Below are 14,156 nucleotides of genomic sequence, written 5' to 3'. Positions count from 1 at the left end.
TGCGGTCAATCAATCCTCTTGCTCATCACATGCCGGTGGCCCACAGCAGTACGCACACGAACGGCGCGCACAGCAGTATGGAGTCGACGCGATCCATTACGCCACCATGCCCCTTGAGCAGATGGCCCATATCCTTGATGCCGATGTCACGCTTAAGCATGGATGCGCACAGGTCGCCGAACGTGCCGGCGATGCCGATCATGATGCCGGCGATGACGGGCACCCACCAGCGGGACATCCAAACGGAAGCGTCATAGGTGCAGAACATCACCACGAACGCGCCCACCATGGCGAACACGATGGAGCCGGCCAGGCCCTCCCAGGACTTCTTCGGTGAAATACGGGGACTGAGCTTGTGCTTGCCCAGCCAGGCTCCGGCGAAGAGACCGCCGGTATCGCTCAGGGCCGGCATGAACACCAGCATGATGGCATGCGCCACCGGATGATCGTTGAACGTCAACGGCATGATCAGACAGGAGGCGAGCAGTGGAATATACAGTACGGTGAACATGGAGACCGCCACATGGCTCAGACGGCTGTGGCTGATTTCGCCTTGCTCATGGTTGAATGATGATTCGAGTCTTGCACCGGCATCGGTGTGGGACAGCTTGTTGGCGACGGCCAACGAGATTCTGCTGCCGAACGTCACTTTGGCGCTTGCCGCCATGGCGACCAGCAGCAGGGACACCAGCACGCAGATCGTCATGGCGACGATGTGCCGATCACTGTAGAAGGTGGCCAGCAAGGTCGCCGTGGAGCAGATCCATAACATCACCACCGGGATATGCAATCCGGCGGTGGCGAAATCGACGCGCAGCTCCCACAAGGCAAGTAGCATGAACAGCACGACAAGATAGACGAACAGGTCTATGCTGATCAGCAGGCAGGCCAGAATAAGTATGACCAGCACGGCCGCGGTGGCGATGGCCTGCGGCATATTGCGCCCGGTTCTCTTATTGATGGCGTTGATGGCCTCTTCGGCTTCCTTCTCGCGCTGTTCCTGATGCTCCATCATGGTTCCTTGAGTGTCTTCGCTGACGTCGATCGTCGATTATGAATGTCTGTGAATCAGACCTCCATAATCTCCTTCTGCTTGGCTTCAAGCAGGGTGTCGAGTTCGTCGGTAGTCTGCTTGGTGACCTTGTCGAGCTCCTTCAGGAGACGATCGCCCTCATCTTCGCCCATGTCGCCATCCTTGATGGCCTTATCGATGGACTCCTTGGTCTTGCGGCGGATGTTGCGCACGGCGACCTTGCCGTCTTCCGCCTTGCCCTTGGCGAGTTTGACGTATTCCTTGCGACGCTCTTCGGTAAGTTCCGGCATGGTCAGTCGAATGACGTTGCCGTCACGGCGCGGGCTAGCACCAAGATCGGAATCACGCAGGGCCTTTTCCACGGCATTGGCCTGCGAGGCATCGAACGGGGTGACGGACAGGGTGCGTGGTTCCGGAACGCCGATGGTGGCGACGGCCTTCAGCGGCGTCGGCGCACCGTAGTAATCGACGGTGATGCCGTTGAGCAGGGCCGGATTGGCGCGACCGGTACGGATGCCGGAGAAGTTCTCCTTGGTGGATTCGACGGACTTGGCCATCTGGGCCTTGGCCTGATCGACGATGTTTGCCATATTCATACTCCTTGTTTGTGATTGATCGATATTCGACGTTGAATGTCGTTACTCGGCCAACGAGGATTCCGCAGTGGAAACCATGGTACCAATTTCCTCACCGAGCAAAGCGCGGGTGACGTTGCCCTCGCCTTCAAGACCGAACACGCGAATGAGCTGCTTGTTGTCGCGCGCCATGGAAAGTGCCGAGGCGTCCATGACGGCCAGGTTGTCGACAAGCGCGCGGTTATAGCTCAAGGTCGCGAAACGCCTGGCGTTCTCGTCCTTGCGTGGGTCGGCGGTATAGACGCCGTCCACACCGTTCTTGCCCATAAGCACCTCGTCGCAATGAATTTCCAGAGAACGCTGAATGGACACGGTATCGGTGGAGAAATACGGCATGCCCGCACCGGCACCGAAGATTACGACACGGCCCTTTTCGAGGTGACGAATGGCCTTGAGAGGAATGTACGGTTCGGCGACCTGTCCCATGGTGATGGCGGTCTGCACTCGGGTGGCCTGGCCTTCCTGTTCCAGGAAATCCTGCAATGCCAAGCAATTCATCACGGTGCCAAGCATGCCCATGTAGTCGCCGCGGGAGCGGTCGATGCCAGCCTGCTGCAGTTCCGCCCCACGGAAGAAGTTACCGCCGCCGACCACGATCGCTACCTGCACGCCCTGCTGGACAGCGGGAACGATTTCACCTGCGATGCGTCGGATCACGGTCGTATCGATGCCGACCTTGCCGCCACCGAATGCCTCGCCGGAGAGCTTGAGTAGCACCCTACGCGGATTGTCACCAGTGTTTTCGCCAGTCATGAAAAGCCTTTCTTGCCCGAAAACTCACGAAATTTACCGCTCTCCAGACTATCGGCAAACAACGACACCGCACTTGAACGACACAGCCCATAAAACAAAAAGCGGCCATCATGTACGATGATGGCCGCTTCGGGATACATCGTCATGCGATGCGTCCCGGCTTTACCGTAAGCGAGTTCACTCGGCTTCGCCCTTGCCGACCTCCACGCGAGCGAAGGCCAGAGCGGCGCCACCGACTTCCTTGAACAGGTCGCCGACGGTCTTGGACGGATCCTTGACGTAGGACTGCTCAAGCAGGACGTTCTCCTTGTAGAAGGCATTCAGACGGCCTTCCACGATCTTCGGAACGATTTTCTCCGGCTTGCCTTCGGCCAGGGACTTCTCGGTGGCCACGCGACGCTCGGACTCGACCACATCGGACGGAACGTCCTCACGGGTCAGCCACTGAGCGCCCATAGCGGAGATCTGCAGAGCGGCCTCGTGAGCCACGGCGGCACCTGCCTCGTCGGTGGCGATCATGGCCACGATGCTCGGCGGCATCTCAGCGGACTTCTTGTGGGCATAGATTTCGACGTGCGGACCGGCAACCTTGGCGAACTGGCCGACCTTGACGTGCTCGCCGAACAGGGCCGCAGCCTCTTCGACGGCTTCCTTCACGGTGGCGTCGCCGGAGGCGGCAGCCAGGACCTCATCCACGGAGGATGCCTCGGCCTTGACGGCGTCTTCGAGAACGCTGTCCGCGAATTCCACGAACTTCGGGGTCTTGGCCACGAAGTCGGTCTCGGAGTTAAGCTCGACGGCATAACCGGTCTGGCCATCGGCGGATTCCACGACCTTGGAGGCGATGGTGCCTTCCTGGGCCTTACGGCCTTCGCGCTTGCCTGCGGCCTGGATACCCTTGGCGCGGATGATCTCCTTGGCGCGAGCCACGTCACCCTCGGCCTCGGTCAGGGCCTTCTTAACGTCCATCATGCCGGCGCCGGTTTCCTCGCGCACCTGCTTGATCAGAGCTGCAGTGATTGCTGCCATTGATTTGTCTCCTCTGAAAAAATAATGTCCCATATGATGGGAGGCATTGCACCTCCCATCATAGAGGATGTGTTCACTCAGCCTTGGCTTCGCCTTCAGCTTCAGCCGGAGCTTCGGAGGCCGGAGCGCCCTCGGTCAGGAGCTCCTTCTCCCAAGCGGCCATCGGCTGCTCGGTCTCACCCTCGGCCTTGGCGGCCTTGCCGGAACGCTCCAGCAGACCTTCGGCCACTGCATCGGCCATGAGGCTGGTCAGCAGCTCGATGCCGCGGATGGCGTCGTCATTGGCGGCGATCGGGTATTCGACGGACTCCGGATCGGCGTTGGTGTCGACGATGGCGACGACCGGGATGCCCAGCTTGTGAGCTTCCTCGACGGCCAGCGCTTCCTTGTTGACGTCAACGACGAACATGGCGGACGGGGTACGGTTCATGTTACGGATACCGCCCAGCTGCTTGGCCAGCTTGTCCTTCTCGCGCTCGAGAAGCAGCAGTTCCTTCTTGGTCAGGCCGGAGCCATGCACGTCGGTGAAGTCCATCTCTTCGAGTTCCTTGAGACGGGAGACGCGCTTGGACACGGTCTGGAAGTTGGTCAGCATGCCGCCGAGCCAGCGCTCGGAGACATACGGCATGTTCACGCGGGTGGCCTGGGAGGACACTGCTTCCTGAGCCTGCTTCTTGGTGCCGACGAACAGCACGGTGCCGTTATGAGCGACGGTGGCCTTGATGAAGTCATAGGCGGCGTCGATCATATCGAGCGACTTGAACAGGTTGATGATGTGAATGCCGTTGCGCTGGGTGAGGATGAACTGCTTCATCTTCGGGTTCCAACGACGGGTCTGGTGGCCGAAGTGCAGACCTGCCTTCAGCATATCGCTCATAGTGATCTGAGCCATGGTATCGCTACCTCTTTCTTGTCGGTTCTTGCCTGGTCATGCGTCCCTGCGTGCAACCTCGCCTTGGAGGCGGGGCCGACCGACACAGGTCGTCGCGAACATGACGCGAATTTGCTGCATGCCGGTTGACGATAATGGTTGGTTCGAAGCGCTTGCGACTGCACTTCTCACCGGGTGGCATACGAAGTATGAAGATACCACAGGGTCCCGTCTTTTTCGGACGGGACCCTGCCAAACCCTGTCAACAGGTGTAATTCCAAGCTCTTTGCCGGAACGGAAACCTACTGACGGTGATTGCGCATGTATCGCATCGCTTCGCGGCGTTCTTCCTTCTCGAGACGGTCAAGATAGACATGGCCATCCAGATGATCGGTCTCATGCTGCAACATGCGGCCCATGATGCCATGCCCTTCCAGTACGACCGGGTTTCCGTCCAGATCAATGCCTCGTACCCGGGCGTAATCGGCACGGCGGGTCTTGTACCACAGGCCCGGTACCGACAGGCAACCCTCATCGCCGTACTGTTCGCCGCTGGTCTCTTCGAGCACGGGATTCAGGACATAGCCGATCTTGCCATCGATGTTGTAGGAGAACGCACGTAGGTTCACTCCGATCTGGTTGGCCGACAGGCCGGCACGGCCAGGATCGTCAACGGTGTCCAGCAGATCCTGCACCAAGTGGCGCACGGCCGGAGTGATTTCCTTGATGGGGTCGCATGGGGTACGTAGCACCGGGTCTGGCACGACTCGAATCTCACGAATTGCCAAGATTATTTCTCCTCGTCTGTAATCGTTGCCTCAGATGCTGCGGAATCGTCCGGCGTCTCAGCTTCGCCATGCGATTCCTCAGTCTGTCTCTTGATTTTCTCCTGCATGGTATCAAATGCCTGCCGAACCTTCGGACTCACGGATTCCGATGCCTGACGGACGCTTTCGGATGCCTGCTTGACGGTTTCCGTAGTGCGGTCGAGAATCTGCACGGTCTTCGGCAATGGTTTCCCGGAAGGCTTCGGCGCGTACAGCACGTTTTCGATCGTTTCGGCGTACCGTTGCAGCACCTTCGGGCGGACCACCTTCAGACTGGCGGTCAACGTGCCGTTGTCCTGGCTGAATTCCTCGTCCAGCACCTCGAACTTGCGCACCGATTCCGCACGGGACACGTTGGAATTGGCTTTTTCGACGTACTGCTGGATAAAGGCGCGCACCGCATCATTGTCCGCAATCTGCGACAACGGCATATCGGCATCAAGGCCCTGCTGGGAGAGCCAGGAGCGCACCATATCCGGGTCGAGTTCGATCAATGCGCCGATGAACGGCTTGCCGTCCCCCACGACCACGCTGTGCGAAACGATCGGGCAGGTATTGATGATGTCCTCCATCGGGGCGGGGCTCACGTTCTTGCCGCCGGCGGTGATGATGATGTCCTTCTTACGACCCGTAATGTACACGAAGCCGTCATCGTCGATGGTGCCGAGATCTCCGGTGCGCAGCCATCCATCGGGCAGCTTGACCTCAGCGGTAAGCTCGGGCTTCTTGTAATAGCCGAGGAACACATTCGGCCCCTCGACGAGCAGCTCGCCGTCATCGTCGACGCGCACCCCCATGCCGGGACCGGGCTTGCCTACTGATCCTACGCGATTGGCATCCTGCCAGTTGACGATCATCGGGGCCGCGGTCTCGGTCATGCCATACCCCTGAATGAACGTAATGTCATCCATGCCATTGAAGAAATGGGCCAGATCGACGTTCAACGGTGCGCCGCCGCACGCCAGATAGCGCATGTTCGGGCCAAGCGCCGAACGAATGGACTTGCCTACGGTGGACATGAAGAACGAATGCTCGGCACGCGAGGTGAGCGAATGACGACCGGTCTCCTGCTCATCCTTGGACCAGCGCACGAAATGTTCGAAGGCCTTGGCGAACAGACGGCCGCGGATGCCGGCACCGGCCTTCTGCGAGGCCGCGTTGTACACCTTTTCGAATACGCGCGGCACGCCGAGCAGATAGGTGGGCTTGAAACTGCGCAAATCGGCCAGCAAATGCTTGGCCCCGGGCAGGTAACCGACCACGCCTTGGCCGCCGATGGCCACGTACTGAATGTACCTGGCAAAACAGTGCGCCAACGGCAGGAACAGCATCAGTCGATTCGGCTGGTAGAGCATCTCGTCGAGAATGATGTAGCCGTTGAGCACGATATGAGTGAAATTGCGATGCGATAGCATCGCGCCTTTTGGCTTGCCCGTGGAACCCGATGTATAGACGATGGTCAGCATGTCATCGGCCTTGACCCGCGCGATGGCCCTGTCAAGCGTATTGCCGTCGACCGCCTGGCCGAAATCGGCGACGGCATCGAGGCCATCCGCCTCGAAATTGAACACGTACTTCAAGCCATCGTGGCTGTCGCGAATCTGTTCCAGTGTCTGTGTATGCGCGAAATCACCGGCAAAGGCGATAACCGGGTTCACCTCTTCGATAATGGAGGCTGCCTGCCTGGCTGAATCCGTTTCGTACACGGGTACGCTCACCGCGCCGATCGCGGCGCATGCGAAATCGACGACGCCCCATTCGTAGCAGGTCGGTGAATAGATGACCACCATGCTACCGGCCTTGACTCCGAGTCCGAGCAGACCTTTGGCCACGCCGTTCACTCGATCGAGCATCTGTCCGGCGGTCACATCATGCCAGTGCCGGGTCTCATCATCCTGCCACTGGGCGATCAGATCGTCGGGATTCCGCTCCGCCCGTTTGGAGAGCAACGAATACACGGTGTCCTCATCAGTGGTGCTGTACGCAGGTTCCGGTATAAATTCACGCAACATGAGTCCCTATAGTAGTTGCCACTTTCTCAAGGCACGCTGAAAACCCTTGAAAATGGCTATTTTTCGCCGTTTTCAAGGGTTTTGCCTGTTTTTCTTCCAGCGATGGTGGGAAACGTCAGCCGATATCAGAATATGCGCATTTCCAAGCTGTTCCCATTCGTTCGAACACCATGTTGCAACACATTCGTTCGGCACCGATGCGCAACATGACCACGCAGTCGAATTTTTGAGGATTGACCAACCATCCGTTGATGGATCCCATGATGACCGGCAAGATTCCGATTCTGGCGTGCAATCTCGCATCTCTGCGCATGTGTTCGACCAACAGTTGGGAAGCGTTTTCCAAACGTTTCAGGCATGTCGGAGTCATCCTGCGTTCAATGCGCGCCGGTTTCGTCCTGCCACGGAAGATATCGGCGGAATCACAGGCGATACGTGCCGAGTTCATTGCCATGGCATGAGCCTGCTGAGGATCCCATTCCATGGCATCAGTGCGCACGAAGTGAAATGGAATGGGCTCGGCGGAGAGTTCGGCGGCGATGAATCCGTCGAAGACGGGCAATGGCGTTTTCTGCTTGGTGAGATACTCTTGCCACATCATATTGGTATCGCCATTCGGATTCAGTACGGCATCCAACCCGGAGGACGGAATATCCTCCGAAATTTCATCGTCCTCCTGTTCGTCCTCCTCCTGCTCCTGCAGATCATCATCGGGAGGGGGGACGTCTTCTTCGGGATCCTTCATGGGGCTCCCCTTTCTTGTACGTTCATATTCACCATTGAATATGGGGGTACCCCTATTACAGCGTTAAAAATCCCTTCCGTCAAATCGGCGGAAGGGATTTGTGAATATGTGGATAACCCCTATCAGGGGTGGATGTCAGCGGGTGCTACGTAGGGCGACCGTCACCGAGCAACGCTGGAAGCTCTTGAGATCGACATAACCCGTAGTAGCCATGGCACGTCGCAGGGCGCCGATGAAGTTGGTGGTGCCATCGGCCTGATGGCTTGGGCCGAACAGGACGCTCTCCAAAGACCCTACCGTACCGACGTTCGTACGGAAGCCACGTGGCAGCGTCTGATGACGGGCTTCGGTACCCCAATGCATACCCTGACCCGGAGCCTCCTCGGCTCGAGCCAACGGCGAACCGAGCATCACGGCATCGGCACCAAGTGCAAACGCCTTGACGAAACTGCCGGAGTCCCCCATGCTGCCATCGGCAATCACCTGCACATAGCGGCCGCCGGATTCATCCATATAGTCACGACGGGCTTCGGCCACGTCGGCGATGGCGGTGGCCATCGGGGCATGAACTCCGATGGTGTTGCGATTGGCGGAGACCGCACCGCCTCCGAACCCGACCAGCACACCGGCCGCACCGGTACGCATCAGGTGCAGCGCTGCGGTGTAGTTGGCCGCACCGCCGACGATGACCGGCACATCCAGATCGTAGATGAACTTCTTGAGATTCAACGGCTCATGGTTCTTCGACACATGTTCGGCGGACACCACGGTGCCGCGAATGACGAACAGGTCGACACCGGCATCGAGCACAGTCGAATAATAGTCTTGGGTGCGCTGCGGAGACAAGGCTCCGGCTACGGTGACTCCGGCGTCACGGATTTCATGCAGACGTTGCACGATGAGCTCCGGCTTGATCGGCTCGGCGTAGATCTGCTGGATGCGTCCGGTGGCCTGATCCGCAGGCAACTGTGCGATTTCGTCAAGCAACGGCTGCGGATCGTCATATCGGGTCCACAGGCCTTCCAAATCCAGCACACCCAGCGCGCCCATCTTGCCCATGGCGATGGCGGTGGCCGGGCTGGTCACCGAATCCATCGGCGCACCGATGACCGGAACATCGAATTCATAGGCATCGACCTGCCATGAGGTCGATACATCCTGCGGATCGCGAGTACGACGGGAGGGAACGATAGCGACATCGTCCAACGAATAGGCCAGACGGCCCTTCTTGCCCAAACCGATTTCAATTTCCTGAGACATGACTTCAAGGCTAATGCTCAGCAATGACAGTGGGCGCACCGTGTCCACCTGTCGAATTTGGACATCGCCACACGGAATTAACACACTTCCGCTATGACGGAACACATAACCTTCAATCCCGACAGGAGGGCAACACATGGCCAAAATCAAGGTCGAAGGCAAGGTCGTCGAACTCGACGGCGACGAGATGACCCGCGTCATCTGGAAGGACATCAAGAATCGTCTGATTCTGCCGTATCTCGATGTGGATCTCGACTATTACGATCTGGGTATCGAGAACCGCGATGCCACCGACGATCAGGTGACCATCGACGCGGCCAAGGCGATCCAGCGCGAGCATGTCGGCGTCAAATGCGCCACCATCACACCGGACGAGGCCCGCGTCAAGGAGTTTGGCCTCAAGAAGATGTGGAAGTCCCCCAACGGCACCATCCGTAATATCCTTGGTGGCACCATCTTCCGCGAGCCGATCGTCATGAGCAACGTGCCGCGTCTGGTTCCAAGCTGGACCAAGCCGATCGTCGTGGCCCGCCATGCCTTTGGCGACCAGTACAAAGCCACCGATTTCAAGGTGCCAGGGGCCGGTACGCTCACCGTCACCTTCACTCCGGAAGACGGTTCCGAGCCGATTGAGCATGTGGTCTACAACTATGGTGCCGACGGCGGCGTGGCCCAGGTGCAGTACAACGTCAACGATTCGATCCGCGGTTTCGCACGTGCCTGCTTCAACTATGGCCTGATGCGCGGCTATCCGGTGTACCTATCCACCAAGAACACGATTCTCAAGGCATACGATGGTCAGTTCAAGGACATCTTCGCCGAGGTCTTCGAAACGGAGTACAAGGGTAAGTACGAAGCGGCCGGTCTGACTTATGAGCATCGTCTGATCGACGATATGGTGGCCAGCTCCCTCAAGTGGCACGGTGGCTATATCTGGGCCTGCAAGAACTATGACGGCGACGTGCAATCCGATTCCGTGGCACAGGGCTTCGGTTCACTCGGTCTGATGACCTCCGTGCTCATGACCCCCGATGGCCAGACCGTCGAAGCCGAGGCCGCACACGGCACCGTGACCCGTCACTATCGCCGTTGGCAGAAGGGTGAAAAGACCTCCACCAATCCGATCGCATCCATCTTCGCGTGGACCGGTGGCCTCAAGCACCGTGCGGAGCTCGACAATACGCCAGAAGTCAAGCATTTCGCCGAAACGCTGGAGAAAGTCATCGTCGACACCGTGGAAGGTGGCAAGATGACCAAGGATCTGGCCATGCTGATCGGCCCGGATCAGCCTTGGCTTGACACCGAAGGCTTCATGGACGCCCTTGACGAGGCACTTGCCGCGGCTCTGACGGCATAGGAGCCCCTCCTTCCCCGTTTCATATGTTTACGGCCTGAATATGTGCGCATTCACGCATATGTTCGGGCCTTTTCGATGACCGGATATTACAATCATGGTCAGCATAGGAATATCAGAGACACCAGCGAAGGAACGACGGCATGACATTGCACTGCACGGCTATGGCGAAACGACTGCTCGCATTGACGGCATCGGCGGGGCTGCTCCTGACCATGACCGCCTGTTCGACATCGGGCGACGACGTCTCGTCGACAACGTCATCCTCCACCAGCGCATCCAGCACGACGGAGGATGGCAATGTCGTGATCTTCGCCCCCTCGGACGGCATCACCATCTCGCAGCAAACTCCCTTGAGCAAATGGGAAAAACTGGTGCCGGAGATTGTATCCTCCTTGAAATCCAAAGGCGTAAGCGGCGGGAACATCACCGTCAAAACCGCTTCGAGCCTAGATAAGCAAAGCCAGAACGTACAGGATTACGTGGTGAATCATGTAACGGGCTCCGCCAAGAAAACGAAGACCACGCTAGTTGTGGCCCCGGTGGCGAATACCACCGAATCAGACAGGCAATACGGCGATTATGTGAGCCGCGCCATCACCTGGAACGAGGATTCCTCTGATGAGGACGAGCAGGATTACGCGCAATCCGCGGAACGAATGGTCGCGGCACTGCGACTCGCCCAGGATGAGGGAATGAAGGTGGTACTGATCTCCAACAGCCTACAGGGGTACGTTCCGGATGCCTTCGTGAAGATGTCCGACGCCGAACAAATCGGTATGCTGCAGGCTCAGAAGCTGGTGAACAAGCTGGCTTTGGATAAGACGAGTTCGGATAATCCAAAGCATATCGAGGTGTTGCTTCCCTACGATACGACCGATGAGAACGGTCAGAATGCCGATGCGACTTTCGCGCAATCGGTGTTCAAAGGCATCTGGAAGGTGCTGAGCCCGTACTTCAAAGACGGCAAAGCCATAAGTCCATCCGGCAAACTGACTGCTTCCAGCACCGATGACGACTGGCGGGAAGTGGCGTTCGAAGCCACCAAAAGCGATCAGGTCAAGCAGGCGCTGGCCGAACGCCTCGGCATGGATAAGGACAAATCTCGCCATACGCGTATCGACGGCATCATCGCCTGCAACGACTTCGTGGCGGACTCGGTCATCGCCGAGCTGACGGATTTGGCGTATACCGGTTCGGCGGCGGATGTCAATCCTTCGATCACGATTTCCGGGATCATGGACAACATCGCCGGCAAACATGATTTGAAGAAAAAAGCCGTCCCCGATCCCGTCAAGGCCCCGGAGTCAGATGACGATGATGAGTCCACCGACGATTCCGGCAAGGACGAATCCATCGACAAGAAGAATGCGCAATGGCCGATCGTCACTGGCTATGGAGCCTATGCGAGTTCCATGCCGAGCATCGTGAACGGTCAGCAATGGATGACCGCACTGGAGAATCGCAAGGCTTTTGCACAGGATATCGCCGAGGTGTGCGTACGCTTCAACGCGGCGCGGAAGATCAGCGGATTGCGGTTCGTCGATACCACCACCGTCGGCGGCCAGAAGACGCCCACCATCCAGGAAGACACCTTGGCGGTCAGCGCCTATAATCTGAAAAACACGCTCATCGAACCGGGATACATCTCACTTGCCGATGCCGGCATGTGACCGATTCCATCGAATTCGTAAGTGGCGCAAGGGCCCGCACCGCAATCTCCGGTACGGGCCCTTGCGCCACTTACGGATGATAGGAGCCTACTTTTTCGGCACGTAGATCACGGTGTCAATCAGCGATCTATAGTGTTCGACGACTGCTTGACGACGTGCCTTCATGCTCGGTGTGACCAAGCCGTTCCCCTCGGTGAACTCATCGGGCACAATCTCGAACTTTCGGATGGATTCGGCACGAGATACCAGTTCGTTGGCTTTATTGACGGCACGTTCCACCTCAGCCCGCACGATCGGGTTCTTCGTGGCCTCCTCAAGATTCTCCACACGTTCAGCGCCTTGCGATTCAAGCCACAGATTCGTCTCCGCCAGATCAAGGGAGATAATGGATGCAATGAACGGCTTACGGTCACCTATCACCACACACTGACTCACCACTGGAGAAGTCATGATGGAAGCTTCCATCTCGCTTGGGGAGACGTTCTTGCCGCCTGCGGTGATGATGAGATCCTTTTTGCGTCCGACAATGGACACGAACCCGTCATCGTCGATGGATCCGAGGTCACCGGTGTGCAGCCACCCATCGACGATCTGCTGCTCGGTAACGTCCGGATGGTTATGGTATCCCACGCATACGGCCGGGCTCTTGATGCGGAGTTCGCCCGTCTCGTCGACGCCCATGGTCACGCCTTGCAATGGCAGACCGATGGTGCCGATCTTATAGCCGACCGTTGGATTCACGCTGGAGGGAGCGCAGGTTTCGGTCATGCCGTATCCTTCGAGCAAAGGCAGTCCCACGCCATTGAAGAAGTGCGCGATGGAGGAGTCGAGCGGCGCGCCGCCGGAAACCGCGTATTCCACATGTCCACCGAACACATCCATGATCGACGAATAGACAAGCTTGTCGTACAGCGCATGCTTCATACCAAGCGCCAACGGAATGCCCTCGCCTGACTGCTGGGCGTAGGACCAGTCGCGCGCCACTTGAGTGGCGCCTGCGAATACACGGCCCTTAAGGCCGGAACCGGCCTTTTGCGAGGCCGCATTGTAGATTTTTTCGAAGATCCGTGGCACGGCTAGGATGAATGTCGGTTTGAATGCCTGGAAATCGGCCAAGATGGTTTTGAGATTGCCAGACAGGCCCAGTGAAACATTGCCGGCGAAGCAGAAGAACTGCATATAGCGAGCGAACACGTGGGCCAACGGCAGGAACAGCAGCAGTCGACGATTTGGCTTCATGGCGATGTCAGGCATGGAATTGACACCGGAATAGGTGATGAACACGAAGTTCGCGTGGGAGAGCTCGATGCCTTTGGGCGTTCCCGTGGAGCCGGAAGTATATACGATGGTCGCCAGGTCGGAACCTTTGACGGCATGTTCGCGTTCATAGAATTCCGCATCGGATACGGAGCGGCCGTATTCGATGATGGTATCGATCGCACCGAACCGAATCACATAAACGTCGCCCAGATCAGGACATTGCGCACGAACCGATTCGATTTTGTCCCGCTGGCCGTCATCTTCGGCAAAGGCCATCTTGACCTTCGAATCGTTGAAAATCATCGTGACCTGTGCCGGTGAATTCGTCTCATATACAGGCACGGTAAGCGCGCCAATGGACATGATGGCCAAATCGAGCGCCGTCCATTGCCAGCAGGTATGCGCAGTGATGGATACCGAGTCGCCTGGCATGATGCCGCGTGCGATCAGGCCTTTTGCAATGGCTATGACCTTGGCTTGGAATTCGACCGCGCTGAAGGACGACCACTCCCCTGCCTCGTTCTTATATTCGATCAGAGAATCGTTCGGCGCGCGCCTTACACGCTCCTCGAGAACCGAAAAGACGTTCTTGTCGGCATCGATCGACTGTTCCAAAGGACGCGTGTATTCCTTATACATGACGCTATTCTCCTCAATGCATGAACCTACAAATATGCATCATAGTCGAGCCGATCATATTACTC

At 57.8% G+C, this 14,156-nt stretch carries 13 protein-coding genes; 2 read left to right on the top strand and 11 right to left on the bottom strand.

What is annotated here, in order from left to right; all coding sequences use genetic code 11:
* Window positions 1–25: 25 nt before the first annotated feature.
* From HMPREF1494_RS07795 to HMPREF1494_RS07755, 10 genes are all read right to left on the bottom strand, one after another.
* Window positions 26–1,012 (bottom strand): phosphatidate cytidylyltransferase, encoded by a 987-nt coding sequence (locus tag HMPREF1494_RS07795; RefSeq protein ID WP_012902172.1) that lies wholly within the window; start codon window positions 1,010–1,012, stop codon window positions 26–28.
* Between the two features lie 56 nt (window positions 1,013–1,068).
* Entirely contained in the window at window positions 1,069–1,623 is a 555-nt protein-coding gene (frr, locus tag HMPREF1494_RS07790; RefSeq protein WP_003843546.1) for a ribosome recycling factor, read from the bottom strand.
* Window positions 1,624–1,671: 48 nt separating this feature from the next.
* Entirely contained in the window at window positions 1,672–2,421 is a 750-nt protein-coding gene (gene pyrH / locus HMPREF1494_RS07785) for a UMP kinase (RefSeq protein WP_003840051.1), read from the bottom strand.
* Window positions 2,418–2,567, bottom strand: coding sequence for a hypothetical protein (locus tag HMPREF1494_RS11500; RefSeq protein ID WP_003843583.1), 150 nt, complete (start codon window positions 2,565–2,567; stop codon window positions 2,418–2,420). The genes pyrH and HMPREF1494_RS11500 overlap by 4 nt, the downstream gene beginning before the upstream one ends.
* A gap of 31 nt (window positions 2,568–2,598) precedes the next feature.
* Entirely contained in the window at window positions 2,599–3,450 is an 852-nt protein-coding gene (tsf, locus tag HMPREF1494_RS07780; RefSeq protein WP_003840049.1) for a translation elongation factor Ts, read from the bottom strand.
* A gap of 73 nt (window positions 3,451–3,523) precedes the next feature.
* Entirely contained in the window at window positions 3,524–4,342 is an 819-nt protein-coding gene (rpsB, locus tag HMPREF1494_RS07775; RefSeq protein ID WP_003840047.1) for a 30S ribosomal protein S2, read from the bottom strand.
* A gap of 281 nt (window positions 4,343–4,623) precedes the next feature.
* The gene (locus tag HMPREF1494_RS07770) at window positions 4,624–5,109 is read right to left on the bottom strand and encodes a peptide deformylase (RefSeq protein WP_033488936.1); all 486 of its coding nucleotides are present in this window, start codon (window positions 5,107–5,109) and stop codon (window positions 4,624–4,626) included.
* A gap of 2 nt (window positions 5,110–5,111) precedes the next feature.
* Window positions 5,112–7,160, bottom strand: coding sequence for an AMP-dependent synthetase/ligase (locus tag HMPREF1494_RS07765; protein ID WP_003840044.1), 2,049 nt, complete (start codon window positions 7,158–7,160; stop codon window positions 5,112–5,114).
* A gap of 115 nt (window positions 7,161–7,275) precedes the next feature.
* Complete coding sequence (locus HMPREF1494_RS07760) at window positions 7,276–7,905, bottom strand: hypothetical protein (RefSeq protein WP_034521737.1); 630 nt, start codon at window positions 7,903–7,905, stop codon at window positions 7,276–7,278.
* A 135-nt stretch (window positions 7,906–8,040) separates the two neighbouring features.
* The gene (locus tag HMPREF1494_RS07755; RefSeq protein WP_034521734.1) at window positions 8,041–9,165 is read right to left on the bottom strand and encodes a GuaB3 family IMP dehydrogenase-related protein; all 1,125 of its coding nucleotides are present in this window, start codon (window positions 9,163–9,165) and stop codon (window positions 8,041–8,043) included.
* A gap of 136 nt (window positions 9,166–9,301) precedes the next feature.
* On the opposite strand from HMPREF1494_RS07755, the gene HMPREF1494_RS07750 reads away from it, so the two are divergent.
* A complete protein-coding gene (locus HMPREF1494_RS07750) occupies window positions 9,302–10,522 on the top strand; it encodes an NADP-dependent isocitrate dehydrogenase (RefSeq protein ID WP_034521727.1) in 1,221 nt (406 codons plus the stop codon).
* A 140-nt stretch (window positions 10,523–10,662) separates the two neighbouring features.
* A complete protein-coding gene (locus HMPREF1494_RS07745; RefSeq protein WP_003841676.1) occupies window positions 10,663–12,192 on the top strand; it encodes a substrate-binding domain-containing protein in 1,530 nt (509 codons plus the stop codon).
* An 87-nt stretch (window positions 12,193–12,279) separates the two neighbouring features.
* Here the strand turns inward: HMPREF1494_RS07745 and HMPREF1494_RS07740 are convergent, their stop codons facing one another.
* A complete protein-coding gene (locus HMPREF1494_RS07740) occupies window positions 12,280–14,091 on the bottom strand; it encodes an AMP-dependent synthetase/ligase (protein ID WP_034521725.1) in 1,812 nt (603 codons plus the stop codon).
* Window positions 14,092–14,156 lie beyond the last annotated feature (65 nt).

It is taken from the genome of Bifidobacterium sp. MSTE12, from assembly GCF_000513015.1.
Classification (GTDB): Bacteria; Actinomycetota; Actinomycetes; order Actinomycetales; family Bifidobacteriaceae; genus Bifidobacterium; species Bifidobacterium dentium.
Note: the sequence above shows the minus strand (reverse complement) of the source record. Positions and strands in the feature narration are given on the sequence as shown.